Source organism: Limosilactobacillus sp. (assembly GCF_022482365.1).
Classification (GTDB): domain Bacteria; phylum Bacillota; class Bacilli; order Lactobacillales; family Lactobacillaceae; genus Limosilactobacillus.
Genome location: NZ_JAKVPE010000001.1, coordinates 629,813 through 647,062, shown reverse-complemented (window position 1 = coordinate 647,062; position 17,250 = coordinate 629,813). Strand labels below are relative to the sequence as shown.

General features: G+C 51.5%; 15 protein-coding genes. All 15 read left to right on the top strand.

The annotated features are described in order from the left end of the window. Positions 1-2 precede the first annotated feature (2 nt). The 15 genes from rplS to LKE23_RS02990 all read left to right on the top strand — a co-directional run bounded on the left by rplS (position 3) and on the right by LKE23_RS02990 (position 17,223). Positions 3-368: a 50S ribosomal protein L19 gene (rplS, locus tag LKE23_RS03060; RefSeq protein ID WP_267201695.1), complete on the top strand. Its 366-nt coding sequence runs from the start codon at positions 3-5 to the stop codon at positions 366-368. 271 nt (positions 369-639) lie between these two features. Further along, the gene (locus tag LKE23_RS03055; RefSeq protein ID WP_291978030.1) at positions 640-1,659 is read left to right on the top strand and encodes a LacI family DNA-binding transcriptional regulator; all 1,020 of its coding nucleotides are present in this window, start codon (positions 640-642) and stop codon (positions 1,657-1,659) included. A 143-nt stretch (positions 1,660-1,802) separates the two neighbouring features. Continuing rightward, positions 1,803-2,651, top strand: coding sequence for a 5-dehydro-4-deoxy-D-glucuronate isomerase (gene kduI / locus LKE23_RS03050; protein ID WP_291978029.1), 849 nt, complete (start codon positions 1,803-1,805; stop codon positions 2,649-2,651). A gap of 11 nt (positions 2,652-2,662) precedes the next feature. After that, on the top strand, positions 2,663-3,478 hold the full coding sequence (gene kduD / locus LKE23_RS03045) for a 2-dehydro-3-deoxy-D-gluconate 5-dehydrogenase KduD (protein ID WP_434737606.1): 816 nt from the start codon (positions 2,663-2,665) through the stop codon (positions 3,476-3,478). A 20-nt stretch (positions 3,479-3,498) separates the two neighbouring features. Then, positions 3,499-4,257, top strand: a complete 759-nt coding sequence (locus LKE23_RS03040; RefSeq protein WP_291978027.1) for an IclR family transcriptional regulator — start codon at positions 3,499-3,501, stop codon at positions 4,255-4,257. A gap of 300 nt (positions 4,258-4,557) precedes the next feature. Beyond that, positions 4,558-6,027 carry a glycoside-pentoside-hexuronide (GPH):cation symporter gene (locus tag LKE23_RS03035; protein WP_291978026.1) on the top strand — a complete coding sequence of 490 codons (1,470 nt, stop codon included), beginning with the start codon at positions 4,558-4,560 and terminating at the stop codon, positions 6,025-6,027. A 28-nt stretch (positions 6,028-6,055) separates the two neighbouring features. Then, the gene (gene uxaC, locus LKE23_RS03030) at positions 6,056-7,525 is read left to right on the top strand and encodes a glucuronate isomerase (protein WP_267201536.1); all 1,470 of its coding nucleotides are present in this window, start codon (positions 6,056-6,058) and stop codon (positions 7,523-7,525) included. Between the two features lie 207 nt (positions 7,526-7,732). Further along, positions 7,733-8,953, top strand: a complete 1,221-nt coding sequence (locus LKE23_RS03025; protein ID WP_291978025.1) for a condensation domain-containing protein — start codon at positions 7,733-7,735, stop codon at positions 8,951-8,953. 24 nt (positions 8,954-8,977) lie between these two features. Then, positions 8,978-10,003 (top strand): sugar kinase, encoded by a 1,026-nt coding sequence (locus LKE23_RS03020; protein WP_291978024.1) that lies wholly within the window; start codon positions 8,978-8,980, stop codon positions 10,001-10,003. A 66-nt stretch (positions 10,004-10,069) separates the two neighbouring features. Beyond that, positions 10,070-11,701, top strand: a complete 1,632-nt coding sequence (locus LKE23_RS03015; protein ID WP_291978023.1) for a mannitol dehydrogenase family protein — start codon at positions 10,070-10,072, stop codon at positions 11,699-11,701. Between the two features lie 15 nt (positions 11,702-11,716). After that, entirely contained in the window at positions 11,717-12,799 is a 1,083-nt protein-coding gene (gene uxuA, locus LKE23_RS03010; protein ID WP_291978022.1) for a mannonate dehydratase, read from the top strand. 146 nt (positions 12,800-12,945) lie between these two features. Continuing rightward, positions 12,946-13,119, top strand: a complete 174-nt coding sequence (locus tag LKE23_RS03005) for a hypothetical protein (protein ID WP_291978021.1) — start codon at positions 12,946-12,948, stop codon at positions 13,117-13,119. 286 nt (positions 13,120-13,405) lie between these two features. Then, positions 13,406-14,827, top strand: coding sequence for a tagaturonate reductase (locus LKE23_RS03000; RefSeq protein WP_291978020.1), 1,422 nt, complete (start codon positions 13,406-13,408; stop codon positions 14,825-14,827). Positions 14,828-14,834: 7 nt separating this feature from the next. Continuing rightward, entirely contained in the window at positions 14,835-16,325 is a 1,491-nt protein-coding gene (locus tag LKE23_RS02995; protein ID WP_291978019.1) for a UxaA family hydrolase, read from the top strand. A 16-nt stretch (positions 16,326-16,341) separates the two neighbouring features. Further along, a complete protein-coding gene (locus tag LKE23_RS02990; RefSeq protein ID WP_291978018.1) occupies positions 16,342-17,223 on the top strand; it encodes an aldose 1-epimerase family protein in 882 nt (293 codons plus the stop codon). Positions 17,224-17,250 lie beyond the last annotated feature (27 nt).

Here is a 17,250-nt window from a genome sequence, read left to right as displayed (position 1 = left end):
TAATGCGTCAAAACAAGTTAATCGAAAAGATTACTGCAAGTCAATTACGTGATGATATCCCGGAATTCCGTGCCGGTGATACTGTTCGGGTTCACGCCAAGATCGTCGAAGGTACTCGTGAACGTATCCAGATGTTCGAAGGTGTTGTTATCAAGCGCCACGGTGCTGGTATCAGCGCTACCTACACTGTTCGGAAGATCAGTAACGGTGTTGGTGTTGAACGGACTTTCCCACTGCACTCACCACGGGTTGAAAAGATCGACGTTCTCCGTCATGGTCGGGTTCGTCGTGCTAAGCTGTACTACCTTAGAGCACGTACTGGTAAGGCTACCCGGATTGCTGAACGTCGTCGCGACAACGAAAAGTAATCTCTACCATGAGAACCCTTGCGTGGCAAGGGTTCTTTTTTTAGTTTTAAATTAATTGGTAATTTTGAGTTAGTGATTAACGAATTGCAAAATAAGCATACAGAAGTTTTGATGGTAGGAAAATGGTGAGGATTTATCGGCTGGTTAATAATGAACACGTTAACTATTCAATTTCCACAAAGCCTTTCCTACAATCAGGAGCTTATTAATTGACAACCGATGTCATTTTATAATACGATAAGCACAATTCTATTGATGGGGGAGAAAAATAGTGAATGGGAGCGCTAAAGTAACGATTAAGACAATTGCCAAGAAGGCGAATGTCTCACACACAACGGTCTCACGGGCCTTAAACGATAGCCCGCTGGTTAAGGAAGAAACCAAGAAAAAGATCAGGCAGCTCGCTGAGCAGATGAACTATTCGCCGAACCTGAACGCCAAGGCCCTGGTCGAGAAAAAATCCTTTATCATTGCGGTTTACTTTACCGACATGTCGGATGGGACGTCACCGAGCTTCATGTCCGCCGTTCTTCACCAAATTAGGGAATTCTTGCCGACGGGTTATGAGATTGCGGTCGACAGCTTTGCCAATCTGCGTCGTTCCCACCAAAACATTAACTTCCGTTTTGACGGGGCACTAGTGTTGAGTCAGGCGGCTTCCGATGATGAATACATCGACCAGCTGGCCGCGACCGGCAAGCCGCTGGTAGTCTTAAACCGGCAGATTGAACGCACTGACCTGTACAATTACTATTCGGATGATTACCTGGGGACGTCAACCGCGATCAATTACCTGCTCCGAATGGGCCACCGCAAAATTGCCCTGATTTCCGGTCGGGAGGGTTTCGTCTCGACGAAGCTACGGACCCAAGCATTCTGCGACGTGTTAAAGAAAAACCACATCTCATTGCCTGCGGAATGGCAAGTGGCGGGGAACTATAGCCTCAGTTCCGGCTACCAGGCAATGGAAAAAATCCTCAACAGCGGTGAATTGCCAACCAGCGTCTTTGCCGAAAACGATGATATGGCGATGGGGGCGATCCGCGCCTGCTACGATTACGGCTATGATGTTCCGAACCAAATCTCGTTTATCGGGTTTGACGACAACACCTATTCCAAGTTTTATCATCCCCGGATCACCACGATTCGTAAGCCGGTCATGGAAATCTCTCGCAACGGCGTCCTAACCTTGAAGGAGCTGATTGATGGCAATACCCCCCAGACCGATCGAGTCATCGGTAGCAAGCCATCGTTGGTCGTTCGGGAGTCGGTCAAAAGAAATAACAATTAAAGCGAACTGTCCAGATTTCACTATCCGGGCAGTTCTTTTTCTTTGCTCCCAAATGAAAGGGCTTGCATCGGACGCCTAATTATCTATAATAATTAATATAAATAAGAAACCATATTTCTTATATAGAAACGGAGGACGATGAAATGACTTTTAAGATGGTAACGCGTTATGCTCACAGCCCCAAGGATATCCAACACTACGATACCGCGGAGCTCCGGGAAGAGTTCTTAATGGAGAAGCTTTTCTCACTTGGCGACATTCTTCTGACTTACACCTATAACGATCGGATGATCTTCGGTGGGGTGACCCCCGAGGCCGGTCAGCCACTGGAGATCAAGCTGGATCGGGAGCTCGGCGTGGACTTTTTCCTGCAGCGGCGGGAGCTCGGCTTTATCAACATTGGCGGCAGTGGTTTCGTGACGATCGATGGCAAAAAGGAACCGATTGTTGCCCACGACGGCTACTACATCAGTATGGGAACCAAACAGGTCATCTTTGGCTCAGACGACTCCCAGAACCCGGCGAAGTTCTACGTCGTTTCGACCCCGGCCCACAAGACCTACCCGAACAAGAAGCTGCCGTTTGCGGACGCGATCGCGATGCCGATGGGCGACCAGGCCCACATGAATAAGCGGACGATCTATAAGTACATCGACGCCTCTAGCATGGACACCTGCCAGCTGCAGATGGGCTACACGGTGCTGGAACCGGGGAACTCCTGGAACACGATGCCATGTCACACCCATGCTCGGCGGATGGAGACCTACATGTACTGCGAATTCGGCAGCCCAGATGCCCGGGTCTTCCACTTCATGGGGAAACCGGACGAGAGTAAGCACATCGTCTTGGAGCCGGAACAGGCGGTTGTTAACCCGAGCTGGTCGATTCACTGTGGCGTCGGCACCAGCAACTACGCCTTCATCTGGGCAATGTGCGGTGAAAACCAGACGTACGATGACATGGACATGGTCGACATGCACGATTTGAAATAGGGGTGATTTTAATGGCACAATCACAAGAAGAGATTCGACAAAACGAAGCAGCACTGGATAAGTTTAAGATGTCCGCCTTCGACCTGACCGGTAAAGTCGCTATCATCACCGGTGGTAACACTGGCTTGGGGCAGGGCTACGCGGTTGCTCTTGCCGAGGCCGGCGCCGACATCTTTATTCCGGCGCACCACGAGGTCGGCTGGGAAAGCACCCGGCAAATGATCGAGAAGCGGGGGAGAAAGGTGGCCTTCATGCAGGTTGACCTGACCGCTCATGGTGCTGCCCAGCAGGTCGTTGACAAGGCCCTGGCAACCTTTGGCCACATTGACATCCTAATTAATAACGCCGGGATGATTCGGCGCAATCCGCTCCTGGAGTCCACGGATGAGGACTGGGACGCGGTGATCAACATCAACTTGAATGCTGTCTACCACCTATCAATGGCGGCCGCCAAGGTCTTTGCTAAGCAAAAGCACGGCAAGATCATCAACATCGGCTCAATGCTGTCATTCCAGGGCGGCAAGTTTATCCCGTCCTACACGGCTGCCAAGCATGGCGTTGCGGGGCTAACCAAGGCCTTCGCCAGTGAAATGGGGGCCTATGGTGTCCAGGTCAACGCAATTGCGCCTGGCTATATCAAGACGGCCAACACGGCCCCAATTCGCGCCGATAAGGCCCGCAACCAGGAGATCCTGAGCCGGATTCCGGCGGGGCATTGGGCCGAACCCCATGAACTGATGGGGGCGGCGGTCTTCCTGGCGAGTGACGCGGCCAATTACGTTAACGGTACGATCATGCCCGTCGATGGCGGCTACCTTGTCCGCTAAGGGTTGAAACGGGTGAGACAATGACAGAGAAGCTTTACGGGACCGTTCTGCTAAAGGCCAGACAGATCCTTGACTACCTCGCATCGACCACGGAGGCACCGACGCTCAGTGAGCTTGATGAACACCTGAACATTTCGAAACCAACCATTTACAAGATCATCCAAACGCTCGAATACTGTGGCTACGTTCGCACCATTGTGAATGGCGATCAAAAGACCTATCGCCTGGGGACGGTCTTTCTGCATTATGCACAGACGGTGAATGACTCGATTGACATTGTAGAAATTGCCACCCCGTTTCTCAAAACGCTCCGGGACCAGACCGCGGAAACGGTGAACCTCGGGATTGAACAGGATGATAAAATTGTGCTTTTATCCAAGATGGAGAGCACGCACAGCATTAAGCTGGTTTCCGTGATTGGCGGGACAATGAATATGTACTCGTCGGCAATGGGGAAAGCGCTTTTGGCCACCTATTCGCCCCAGCACTTGGCCAACTATTTTCAACGTGTGCATTTTGAGAGACTGACGCCAAACACGATTGTTGACCAGACTGCTTTGCAAAGGGACCTGGCTGCCGTTCGGGAGCGTGGCTATGCGATCGATAATGTTGAAAACCAGCCGGGGGTTTATTGCCTTGGCTTTGCGATCGTTGCTCATCATCGGACATACGGGGCGTTCAGTATTAGCACCCCGGAATTCCGGCTGACCACCGACAAGCGGACGGCCTTTGTCAGATTAGGAAAGCGGACACAAAAACTGATTCAACAGCATTTATAGAAATTTCCAACCGGCCACTCGCTTACCTGCGGGGAGGCCGGTTAGCTTTTGCTTGCTCGGTTGGCAGAAGAAATTAACAAAAAAACGTTATAATTTTCACAAAAAATGTTAACGTTTTCAGATTTATGTGATATTATAAATTGTGTTAAAGGTGATTGGTCAAAGCTACTGGATGTTAGCCCTTTCCTTTTAGCAAAGCAATCATTCATTGCGGCTTTTATTGGTTCTTTATTAGTTAAGAGAGTGCCATTTTTATTTTTGTTGTAATTGTTCACGTGTGTTTTAAGGAGGTTTTACCGTATGAGCGATCAACAGTCATCGACCGCTGCTGTAAAGGCAAAGGACGATACGGTTAAAAAAGTTGATAACTATAACAAGAAGATCCCAACGCACCAAAAGGTCTTCTATGGTTTCGGGGATTTCGGGAACGGGTTCATGTTTGATCTTGGTCAGGCATACCTGACGAAGTTCTGGATCGATGCCGCCGGGATTGGTGCCGGTGCCGTTGCCGGGATCTTTGCCTTCACCAAGATCTTCGATGCCTTTATGGACCCAATCGCCGGTTCATTCGTCGATGGCCGGAAGAACATTGGTAAGCAAGGGAAGTTCCGTCCTGTCATGATGATCTCCGCCATTATCCTGGGGATCATGACGGTTGTTACCTTTACGATGCCGATGGGATTGACAACCGGTCAAAAGATCATTTACGCTTATGCCGTTTACATGATCTGGGGGGTTGTTTATTCATTTACCAATGACCCGTATGGTTCGCTAGCGTCGGTCATGTCGCGGAACCCTGAGGACCGTAGCTTTATGGCTACTTCCCGGCAGGTTGGTTCCGTTGGTGCTCAGTTCATCGCCGGGGTTGCCTTCATCCCACTGATGGAATTAGTCGGTGGTGGGATGAGTAGTAAGGACCAGATGCATGGTTACTTCTTCGCTTCCGCCGTCTTCGCCATCATGGGTGTCCTGATGTTTGCCGTCTGCTACTTTGGGACGAAGGAAAACGTTAAGGTTCACCGTGACCAGAATGCTAAGCGGGAAGGCTTCAAGGACTACATCAAGGTCGTCTTCACGAACGGCCCACTGGGTGCCTTGATTCTGATGACCCTGTTCACGATTTCCGCAATGAACACCAACAACCAAATGATGGTCTTCTACGCTCAATACAACCTGGGTAACATTGGCCTGCAGCCAATTATCAACGCCGTTATGATGGGTTGCTCAATCGTCGGTGTCTTCATGATCCCTACCCTGACCAAGCACTTTGGTAAGAAACGGACCGCAATGTGGTCATTCGTTGTCGGTGCCGTTGCCAACCTGGTCAACTTCTTCCTGCCAACCAACGTGGTAACCTTCATCGTCTTAGTTACGATCGGTTACACCGCCCTGGCGATTCCAAACGGGATTACCTGGGCCATGGTTTCCGATGCCATTGACTATGGTGAATGGCACACTGGGATGCGGAAGGAAGGTATTACCTACGCCGCCTTCAACTTCTCACGGAAGCTTGCTCAGTCACTGGCTGCCCTGGTTAGTTCCGGTGTTCTGGCCATTACTGGTTACGTTGCCAACGCTCACCAATCCGCTAAGACCCTGCAAGGGATCAAGGCTGCAATGACCCTCTACCCAGGCTTCTGCCTGATCATGGCTGCCATCATCATTGGTTTCCTGTACAAGATCAGCGACTCCAAGTTCAAGCAAATTGCTACTGACCTGGATAACGGTCGTTGGGAACACGGTGTTATCGGTGACGCTGACGTTAAGTAGTTTTAACTTTGCTTAGGAGGAATATACAATGACTTTATTAGACAAGAATTTTCTGTTAACCAATGAATGGGCCAAGAAGCTCTTCTTCGACTATGCAAAGGACATGCCGATCATCGACTTCCACTGTCACTTGAACCCAGAGGAAATCTATGAGAATAAGAATTACGCCAACATTACCCGGATTTGGATCAACGAAGACCACTATGGTGACCACTACAAGTGGCGTCTGATGCGTGCCAACGGTGTTCCAGAGGACCTGATCACTGGTGACGCCGATGACTACGACAAGTTCATGGCCTGGGCCGGCACGATCGAAAAGGCCGTTGGTAACCCGGTTTACGAATGGACGCACCTGGAATTACGGCGTTTCTTTGGCATTGACGAACCACTGACGACCAAGAACGCTCCAGAAGTTTGGAAGAAGGCCAACGCACTTCTGCAAACTGACGACTTCAAGCCACGCAACCTGATCAAGCTGTCCAACGTTAAGGCCGTCTGCACCACGGATGACCCTGCTTCTGACCTGCACTACCACAAGCTTTTGAAGAAGGAAGAACGGCAAAACGGCTTCCGGACTCTGCCTGCAATGCGGCCAGACAACCTGATCCAGATCAACAAGCCAACCTTTGCTGAATACATCAAGCAATTGAGTGAAATCTCCGGTGTTGAAATCAACTCCTTCCGTGACCTGATCAAGGCTATGGAGCAACGGTTCCAATACTTCAACGACATGGGCGGTCGTCTGTCCGACCACTCCCTTCTGACTTACCACTTCGCCGAAGCAACCGACGAAGAGCTGGACGCCATCATGAAGAAGGCCGAAGCTAACGAAGAAGTTACCGGCGTTGAATACGACAAGTGGCTGACGATGTTCCTGGAAGAAATGATGAAGCTCAACACCAAGTACAACTGGACGATGCAGTTCCACATCAACTCCATCCGTGACCTTAACCACCCAATGTTCAAGCAACTGGGTCAGGATACCGGTTACGACGCGATGGGGACCCAGCCAGACATTGTTGACCAGATTCAAAAGCTCTACTCCACGATGCGTGACTCCAACAACATTCCAAAGACCATCTTCTACTCCCTGAATCCAAACGACTGGATGCAATTAGTAACCTTGATGGGTTGCTTCCTGGAAGGTGGCAAGCAACGGATGCAACTGGGTGCTGCATGGTGGTTCAACGACACCGCTGAAGGGATGACGACTCAACTGCGTGATTTTGCTCAACAAAGCCTGCTGCCAAACTTTGTCGGCATGCTGACCGACTCCCGGAGCTTCCTGTCCTACCCACGGCACGAATACTTCCGTCGGGTTCTGTGCAACTTCTTTGGTGAACTGGTTGAACAAGGTCGGGCACCAGAAGATGAAGAATACCTGGGCAAGATTATTCAAGACATTGCCTACAACAACGCTTACGAATACTTCGGCTTCTTTGGCGACGCTAAACCAGACGAGCTGTTCGATGCACACGAGAATCCTTTCCAATACTAATTGATTGAATTGGATATCAGGGGGAGTGGGACAGAAATCGCTTGCGAGTTCGTTTTCCCACCCCCGCGAGGCTGGCTAGGCGTCATGGACGTTGATTTATCAACGTTCATGATCCAGCCAGCTACCGCGCTGTAGCATTTATAAGCTATGTAACAGCAAAGAGGCTAGGTTAATTCCCGGTCTCTTTTTTATTAGGGGGCTTTTAGAATGGCAGTATATCGCGGGAACCCATTGAATATTTTGCATACGATTGGGATGGATGAACTCTACCCGATTGTCCGGATTCACTTTGTCTTAACCGGGAATTTTGATCTGAAACGATTTCAGGCGGCCCTGTTAGCGTGCGGACGGGCAATTCCAGAATTGTTTTGCAAGTACGTTCTTGCTGACAACAGCTTTGTGACCGTGACTGATGATTTAACCGGCGTCCTCTTTCAGGGAATCGATCCAGACGCGGACTGGGCCAAGTGGGACCTGTTTTGCGATCCCCAGTTGCGCGTTTATCTGAATCAAGTGGAAACAGGACAGGATGTGACGATCTACCTCAGCCACATCCTGACCGACGGGGCCGGTGCTAAGCAGTTCATGACCCTGCTGGCCCGGGCATATAATGGTGATGATCTAAGCACGGTTGAAAATCATACCGATATCGATTGGCTGCACGACTTGCTGGCCCAGCATCCGGTTGAGGTCAAAAAGGGGGCCGATCACCCGGCCGACCCGCTGACGATGCCTCAGCTTGCCGACTCCCACGACCAGCATTACCGGACGGGAGCCCTGCACCTGGACGAAGAGTTCTTGTCCAAGCTGATTAAGGCAGGCCACGCCACCGGGGTCACCTTAAATGACCTCTTCATGGCGGCCTATGGACAGGCCGTCCAACGCTTCTCGGCGACCGAGCAGATTTCACTAGCCTGCCCAACCGACATGCGGAAATTTATTCCGGGCTCGCCAGAACTGCGAGTTGCTAATCATACTTCGCGGTATAATATTAGTGTTGCTTCCGACCCGCAGGCCCCGTTTGCAACCGCCGTTCAGGCCGTTCACCGCGCAATGGCGGCCAACAAGGAGCAGTTCCAATGCCTTGAATCAGTCAAAACACTGGTTGATAATTACGCCAACTACTCGCTGGCCCAACTTCAGCAGATCTGTGAGGAAAATTATCACGTCCGGACGATTTCCTATACTAACTTTGGAATTGTCGACAAAGCTAAATTCCACTTTGCCGGTTGTCAGGTGACCGACTTTGACATGCTGGGGAGCTACCGGCGTGCACCAATGTTCCAGGTGGCAGTCAGCACCTATGATGGTCAGTTGATCCTTGCCTACGCGATGCTCGGCAACGATGAAGAGGCCCGCTTGGGCAAGAACGTCATGCTGATCATGCGCGACCTGTTGACCAACTACGCCCTTGAATACGCAGAATAGAGACATAAAAAGGAGAAAAGCATAATGAAAAAAGTTGTTACTTTTGGTGAGATGATGATGCGCTTGAAGCCATCCAATATGAAGCGGGTCCTTCAGGCCGACCAGTTTGACGTAAACTATGGTGGTTCCGAGGCTAACGTTGCCGTTTCGCTGAGTATGTTTGGCGATCAGGTTGCCTACGTTTCCAAGCTGCCGGAAAACATTCTGGGACAGGCGGCCATCAACCAGCTGCGCCAATTCGGCGTTGATACTTCCCTGATCCTGCGGGGCGGTCCCCGGCTGGGAATGTACGTGTTTGAAAAGGGTCACAGTGTTCGTTCCACGAACGTGACCTACGACCGTGCTGGCAGTTCCTTTTCAATCTCCCACGCGGATGAATACGACTGGAGCAAGCTGCTCGCGGGAGCGGACTACTTCTACTTCAGCGGGGTCACGCCGGCCCTGTCCACCGAGCTGCGCCAGGCGGTTCTGAACGCTTGCCAGTACTGCAGCGAGCACGGCATTCAGGTTGCCTGCGACCTGAACTTCCGGGGTAAGCTTTGGACGACTGCAGAAGCCCAAGAATTCATGCAGAAGGTCATGTCATACGTGACGATCTGCATCGCCAACGATGAGGACTTCGAACAGTCACTGGGCATTCACGCCTTTGATGGCGACATGTCCCACGGGATCGAACAGCGCTCAACCTTTGAAGATGGAATGAAGGAAATCACCAAGCGTTATCCAAACGTCAAGGTGGTTGCTAGCGTGCTGCGGAACATCCAGTCCGTCGACAAGTCCACCTGGATGGGACTGGTTTACCGGGACGGCAAGTTCACCGAGAGCCCGGCCTACCAGGTTGACGTCTTAGAAGGGGTTGCCGCCGGGGATGCCTTTGGTGCCGGTCTGATGCACGGAATCTTGAATGACTTTGCAGATCAGGAATTAATTGACCACGCGATCGCAGCCAGCGTGCTGAAGCTGACGGTGCTCGGTGACCTCAACGTCACGACCGAAGCCGACGTTCGGGCCGTGATGGACGGTGGCGCGGGCGTCCGCGTTTCACGGTAAAATTAACAAAAGTGAGCCGGGGCTACTGCTTCGTGCTCGCTTTTTTTAGATGGGAGCTGAATTGAAATGGTGAAGTTAAACGATGATTACCAAACGGCCGCAACGGATTTCCGACAGGCGGGGATCGCGGTGCCACAGTTTGACCAGGCACAAATGGCGACGGCAACGGCAGAGAAACCGGTCTGGCTGCACTTTGGTGGGGGCAACCTCTTTCGCTGCTTTCACGCGCTGATTGCGCAACAGCTGCTGAATGCCGGCGAGCTCAAGAGCGGGATCGTGGTGGTGGAAACGTACGACCAAGAGGTGGTTGACCGCCTCTACCGTCCGTATCACAACCGCTTTTTGACCGTTGAACTGGGCACCAGCGGAATCTTGACGAAGCAAGTGGTTGCCAGTGTTGCCAAGAGCATCTATGCCGGGGCGGCGAACCTGCCCGGCTATCGTGAGCTAGAAAGAATTTTTGCTAAACCGTCCCTGCAGCTGGTGACCCTTTCGATTACCGAAAAGGGATATGCGATTAAGAATCTGGATGGGAAGCTCAGCACGGCTGCGGCCGAGGAGATCGCTGACGGGCCGGCAAATCCGCAAACCAATATGGGGATGCTCGCCAGCCTGCTGTGGGTTCGCTACCAGGCTAACCAGGCCCCGTTGGCGCTAGTCTCTACCGACAACTTTTCAAAAAACGGCCAGCGCCTCCAGGAGGCCGTCATGACGATCGCAGAGGGCTGGGAGAAAAATGGCTTTGTGAATCACGACTTTATCGACTACCTTAGTGATCCCCACCGGATTTCATTTCCCTGGACCATGATTGATCGAATCACCCCCAATCCGTCCGCAACGATCGCACAGGAGCTAACGGCCAGCGGCTTTGAGGATACCGCCCTGGTACGGACCACCAAGCATACCAAAATGGCACCCTTTAGTAACACGGAGGAGAGCCACTATCTAGTAATCGAGGACAGCTTTCCCAACGGCCGGCCAGCCCTGGAAAAGGCTGGGGTGATCATGACCGACCGGCAAACGGTTAACGCCGCTGATCAGATGAAGGTGACGGCCTGCCTGAACCCGCTGCACACGGCCCTGGCGATTTTTGGCTGTCTGCTGGGCTTTCAGTCGATTGCGGCGGCCGCCACGGATGATGATTTGCTTCGCCTGATCAAGAACCTGGGATACGGGGAGGATCTTCCCGTCGTTGATAATCCGGGAATCATCGACCCCAAGGAATTCATTGATACATTGGTCACCAAGCGCCTGCCGAATAAGAATATCCCGGATACGCCACAGCGGATTGTGACGGACACGTCACAAAAGGTCGGTGTGCGCTACGGGGTGACCCTCCAGCACTACGTAGACGATCCGGATTTGAATCCGGCCAACTTGGAATTTATTCCCCTAGTGATTGCTGGCTGGTGCCGCTACCTGTTAGCAGTCGACGATCGTGGCGCCGCTTTTACACCGAGTCCGGACCCGCTGTATGAACAACTGCACGCCGCGCTTTCAGGCATCGCACTGGGTAGGAACGCGGATGTTCATTCTAGCCTGCAGCCAATTTTGCGCAACCAGTCGATCTTCGGCAACGACCTCTACGAATTAGGCCTGGGCGAAAAGATCGAGGGTGATTTTAAACGGCTGATCAGCGGACCAGGTGCAGTGCGGGCGACGATTCAAGCAATCAATCAGGAATATGGCAAGTATTAGAAGGGAGAATAAGCAATGAAAAACATGGGATTTCGCTGGTACGGGAAGCAAAACGATTCAATTAAGCTCCGCGACATTCGCCAGATTCCGGGAACGAGCCAGGTCGTCGGGGCCCTCTTTGACATTCCGGTCGGGGAGGTTTGGCCAAAGGAACGGATCGCGGCCCTGAAAAAAGAGGTTGAGGCTGCCGGCCTGAAACTTGAGGTGATCGAGTCGGTCAACGTCCACGATGACATCAAGATCGGCCTGCCAAGCCGGGACCGATACATTGAAAACTACCAGCGGACGATTGAAAACCTGGCGGCCTATGGGATTAAGGTGATCTGCTACAACTTCATGCCGATCTTTGACTGGGTGCGGACCGACCTCCATTATCCACTGGCTGACGGATCCACGGACCTGGCCTTCCAGCACCAACTTGTAGAAGGCTCACCGGCAGAGATTATCAGGTCGGTAGAGGAAAATTCCAACGGCTACGTTTTGCCCGGTTGGGAACCGGAGCGCTTGGCCAAGGTTAAGCACCTGTTTGAAGCCTACGAGGGGGTTGATGAGCGGCGGCTGCGTGAAAATCTGAAGTACTTTCTCGACGCCATTATTCCAACCTGCGAAAAGTGCGGCGTTCGGATGGCAATTCACCCGGATGATCCACCGCGCCCGCTCTTTGGCCTGCCACGAATCTTCAAGAACCGTGATGACATGCTTGCAATCGAACGGATGCACGAGTCCCGCTACAATGGCTTTACGATCTGCACCGGCAGTCTCGGCGAAAATCCGGCCAATGATGTTCCGGCGATTATTCGGGAATTCGTGAAAAAGGATCGGGCGCCCTTTATCCATGCCCGCAACATTAAACTGATGGCCAACGGTGATTTCTATGAATCGGCCCACCTGTCCTCTGAAGGATCACTGGACATGTACGAAATTATGCGGGCCCTATACGAAGCGCACTTTGATGGTTATATCCGGCCAGATCACGGTCGCAATATCTGGGGTGAAAACGGGCGGCCCGGCTATGGCCTTTATGATCGCGCCCTGGGAATCTCATATCTCAACGGCTTGTGGGAAGCAATTCAAAAGGGTGCTGGGGAACGCAATTGATAGCGATAGGCAATTGAAAACGTTTACTTCCCAAAAGTAAGACAAATCTCTTGCATCTCAGATTAACAATAGTACAATGAATAATGTTCATTTACTGTTCACGTTAACAAAAATTGCTAACGGATCTGTGAGAGGGGAGAATTTAAATGAATTTCATTAAGACTATTGTTATCTTTATCGTTGCTAGCGCGGCTCTGGCGGGGATTGCCAGTGCCAGCTCCATCTATTCCACTACCACCAACAGCCACAGCATCAGTCAACAGATGACTAACGTGGTAAGCAAGAACAACGAAGCTACCGACCAACAGTTTACCAAGTAGTAATAATGAGGAATGCCGCCTTACAAGCGGTATTCCTTTTACAATTATTTGATCAATTCCAAACAAAATTATAAAAAGGCGTTGAATGTTTCACGTTAACATTTTATAATATAAGCATATTGATAGCGCATCCATCATTTGAAAACCAAGCAATGGTGGCTACGCCCTTAAATCCCGGTCAATCTTTGATACAAAGTGCACATCGCCCCTCTCACAGATGCCGCTTAATTCGTTGGACTGGGTTTAAATTGTTGATGCATGTTGATTAATCTGGAGGTTTTCTAAGATGGATAGACTTAATAACAGTTTTCGTAAATTGCCGCAATACCCAAACAAGGTAATTCAATTTGGTGAAGGAAATTTTCTGCGGGCCTTCATCGACTGGCAGATTCACCAGATGAATAAGCAGGGCCTCTTCAAGGGTGGCGTCCAGATTGTTCAGCCGCTACCGCAGGGCCGGATTAAAGAGCTTGACGAACAGGACGACCTCTACACCGTTCTGCTGGAAGGAATTCTGGACGGCAAGAAGATCCAAAGCCACGAAATTATTGAATCCATTAACGGAACCGTTAACCCCTACACCGACTATGACAAGTACCTGGCCCTGGCCGAAGATGACAACATCGAAGTGATCTTCTCCAACACGACCGAAGCGGGGATTGAATTCGTTCCTGAAGACACGCTGGAAGCATTGAAGAAGGGTGAAAAGAGTTCTTACCCGGCCAAATTAACGGCACTGCTTTACCACCGTTTCGAATTAGGCAAGAAGGGCTTCCACATCATTCCGTGCGAACTGATTAACCACAACGGGGATGCACTGAAGAAGGCCATTCTGCAGTATGCTGACCTTTGGAAGCTGGGCCAGGACTTTGTTGACTGGATCAACAACGACAACAAGTTCTACTCCACGCTGGTTGACCGGATCGTTCCGGGCTACCCACGCGACCGGGCTGCTGACCTGGAAAAGGAATGGGGCTACAAGGACCAAAACATGGTTAAGACCGAACCATTCCTGATCTTCGTCATCGAAGGGGACAAGGAAATTGAAAAGGTCCTGCCACTCAAGGAAGCCGGGATCAACCTGGTTGTCACTGACGACATGCAGCCATACCGGAACCGGAAAGTCTCCATCTTAAACGGCCCGCACACCACGATGTCACCAATTGGCCGGCTGGCAGGCCTGGAGACGGTTGGTCAAGTAATGGCCGACAAGGACTTCTACAAGTTCATTGACGACGAAATGCACAAGGAAATCATTCCGGTCGTTCCGCTGCCGAAGGAAGAACTGGACAGCTACGCCAAGGGGATCCAAGAACGGTTTGAAAATCCTTATGTTAAGCACCAGCTGAGCGCCCTGGCACTGAACAGTATTTCCAAGTATGCCGCACGGCTGCTGCCAAACTACAAGCGTTACTACGCTAAGTACAACAAGCTGCCAGAACGGATGACCTTGGCACTGGCTGCTTACATGTGGATCTACAACGGCAAGTCCGAATTTGAAATTAACGATACGGCTGATGTCGCGGCGGGCTTCAAGAAGATCCAGGGCGACGACAACTTTATTCACGAGGCTCTCTCTAACCCAGAATTCTGGGGTGAAGACCTCACCAAGATTCCAGGACTGGAAGACTTGGTAACCAAGTACTACAACGAAATTGCCGAAAAGGGCACCCGGGCAATTGTCCAGGAAATTAATGCAGAGGAGTAGTAGTTTCATGGAAAAACTGGTTATCTTAAACGACAGTGACAACGTGGCAATTGCCACGACGGACTTAGCTGCCAAAGATACTGTTAATGTTAACGACCGTCAACTGAATTTATTAGCCGCGGTTCCGGTTGGCAATAAAGTTGCCTTGACGGACCTGGCTGCTGGCGAACCCATCGTCAAATTTGGGCAGCACATTGGAACCTTGACGGCGGACGTTAAGGCTGGCCAGTTGGTTGATGAGCACAATTTGAGTGACGCGGCTGAAGATGATGCTGAATCGACTTCTCCAGCAGCGGACCTGTCCAAGTACCTGACCAAGCAAACCTTTATGGGTTACCGGCGGAAGAGTGGCAAGGTCGGGATCCGCAACGATCTCTTCATTGTACCGACCGTTGGCTGCATTACCCCATTGATGGACGTGATGGTGCAACAATTCAAGGCTGCCCACCCCGATAACGGGTCCTTTGACAACATCATCTTGTTAAAGCATCCTTACGGCTGTTCACAGCTGGGGGAGGACTTTGAACAAACGCGGCAGATCCTGTGTGATGCCGCACTGCATCCCAATGCTGGTGGTGTCTTAGTATTCGGCCTGGGCTGTGAGAATAACCAGATGGACGGGATGAAGGAAACCATCGAAAAGATGGCCGGCATTGATCCGGATCGGATGAAGTTCTTGGTTGCCCAGGAGGTCAAGAACGAATTTGCCACGGCCCAGGAAATGCTAGAGGAATTGAACACCGCTGCCGCTAATGACCACCGTGAGCCGGTGCCATTGAGCGAGTTGAAGGTCGGCCTGCAAAGCGTTCAGCCAGCCGCTGTTTCGCCGTTGACCGCTGACCGCCTACTGGGTCACCTGGCAAATGTGATCAACGCCAATGGCGGCAGCACCGTCCTGACTGGGCTGCCGAACCTGGCCGCCGCAGAAGACGAGCTGGTCAAGCAAAGCGCAAGTCAAGAGGCGGCAGCAGATGTTCAGCACGTCTTTGGTCACATGCGTGATTACTACGCTGAATTTGACCAACAATTGGTTAACGAGCCAAGTGCCAAGGAACAAGCGAAGGGGATTACGACCGCCAAGGAATTGGCAGTTAATACCCTGCAGATGGCTGGGGATGCCGCGATCAGCGGTGCGATCAGTTACGGCAAGAAGGTCAGCGCTGCCGGCTTAAACGTCTTGGAAGCGCCGGCCAACGACCTGATCGATTCCTCGGCCGAGGCCGCTGCTGACTGCCAGCTGGTCGTTGTCAGCACGGGAGTCGCAACGCCGTACGCCAGCTTTGTTCCGTCCGTGAAGGTGGCGGCTGATTCCGCCTTGGCAGCTAAGAAGCAGCGTTGGTTTGACTTTGATGGTGGCCAGGCATTGACGAAGCCGTTTGATGAACTGGCCAAGGAATTCGTTGATGACATTATCGCGATTGCCAGCGGTAAGGAAACCAGCAATGAAAAGGCCGGCTTGCACGGCCTGGCAATCTTCAAGATCGGGGTCACTGAATAGTAAGGAAGTTACCAAAATGCAAAAAATTGAAAATGATGTCTTTAGTGCAGAAATCGACGAGCACGGGGCGCAATTAACGCACCTGGTAAATAAGAAAGCCGATTTTGATTACATTTGGAACGGCAAGGAATGGGGGAAACACGCCCCAGTGCTGTTCCCGGCAATCGGTCGTTCTAACCAGGACAAGTACGTTCTGGACGGCAAGACCTATGAGATGCCCCAGCACGGTTTTGTCAGCGATCAGGACTTCACGGTGAGCTACCACACGCCGAATGCCCTGGCACTGCAGCTGGTGGCCAACGACGAAACGAAGGCCCTCTACCCATTCGACTTTAAGCTGACGGTGGTCTTCACCCTGCTCAGCACCGGCCTTTCCGTCAGCTTTACGGTTGAAAATGATTCTGACCGGGAAATGCCGTACTCCCTGGGCTCCCACCCGGCATTCAACGTGCCGATCAATGGCGACGGCAAGTTTACCGACTACCAAGTTCAGTTCACCGGCCTGAAAGACCCAATCAAGGTTTACGAGATCGTCAAGACGCCAAATCCTTACCGGACTGGGAAGGAAGAAGAGCTGACTGGCGCTAAGGATGGTAAGCTGACCTTGAACTACGACGTCTTCAAACCGGGCCTGCGGATCATTAGCAACCCAGGCATCAAGAGTGTTAAGCTATCCTCAGCACAGACACCGCACGCGGTTGAAATGGATGTCAGCCAGTTTAAGAATCTGTGCCTGTGGACCAAGGAAGACCTGGATTGTACATTCCTGTGCATGGAACCATTCAATGGCCTGCCGGATGTCTTGGGCGAGCCAGTTGACTGGATGGAAAAGCCAGGTAATGAAATTCTGCCAGCCCACAGCAGCAAAGTTTCCCAGTACGAAATGCATTTGTCATAATTGAATAAGAAAAGAAGGAGAAAAAAT

What these genes read in the sequence shown, in the direction of transcription:
- rplS (WP_267201695.1), top strand. Translation starts at nt 3, where the DNA reads ATGCGTCAAAACAAGTTAATCGAAAAGATTACTGCAAGTCAATTACGT.
- kduI (WP_291978029.1), top strand. Translation starts at nt 1,803, where the DNA reads ATGACTTTTAAGATGGTAACGCGTTATGCTCACAGCCCCAAGGATATC.
- kduD (WP_434737606.1), top strand. Translation starts at nt 2,663, where the DNA reads ATGGCACAATCACAAGAAGAGATTCGACAAAACGAAGCAGCACTGGAT.
- LKE23_RS03040 (WP_291978027.1), top strand. Translation starts at nt 3,499, where the DNA reads ATGACAGAGAAGCTTTACGGGACCGTTCTGCTAAAGGCCAGACAGATC.
- LKE23_RS03035 (WP_291978026.1), top strand. Translation starts at nt 4,558, where the DNA reads ATGAGCGATCAACAGTCATCGACCGCTGCTGTAAAGGCAAAGGACGAT.
- uxaC (WP_267201536.1), top strand. Translation starts at nt 6,056, where the DNA reads ATGACTTTATTAGACAAGAATTTTCTGTTAACCAATGAATGGGCCAAG.
- LKE23_RS03025 (WP_291978025.1), top strand. Translation starts at nt 7,733, where the DNA reads ATGGCAGTATATCGCGGGAACCCATTGAATATTTTGCATACGATTGGG.
- LKE23_RS03020 (WP_291978024.1), top strand. Translation starts at nt 8,978, where the DNA reads ATGAAAAAAGTTGTTACTTTTGGTGAGATGATGATGCGCTTGAAGCCA.
- LKE23_RS03015 (WP_291978023.1), top strand. Translation starts at nt 10,070, where the DNA reads ATGGTGAAGTTAAACGATGATTACCAAACGGCCGCAACGGATTTCCGA.
- uxuA (WP_291978022.1), top strand. Translation starts at nt 11,717, where the DNA reads ATGAAAAACATGGGATTTCGCTGGTACGGGAAGCAAAACGATTCAATT.
- LKE23_RS03005 (WP_291978021.1), top strand. Translation starts at nt 12,946, where the DNA reads ATGAATTTCATTAAGACTATTGTTATCTTTATCGTTGCTAGCGCGGCT.
- LKE23_RS03000 (WP_291978020.1), top strand. Translation starts at nt 13,406, where the DNA reads ATGGATAGACTTAATAACAGTTTTCGTAAATTGCCGCAATACCCAAAC.
- LKE23_RS02995 (WP_291978019.1), top strand. Translation starts at nt 14,835, where the DNA reads ATGGAAAAACTGGTTATCTTAAACGACAGTGACAACGTGGCAATTGCC.
- LKE23_RS02990 (WP_291978018.1), top strand. Translation starts at nt 16,342, where the DNA reads ATGCAAAAAATTGAAAATGATGTCTTTAGTGCAGAAATCGACGAGCAC.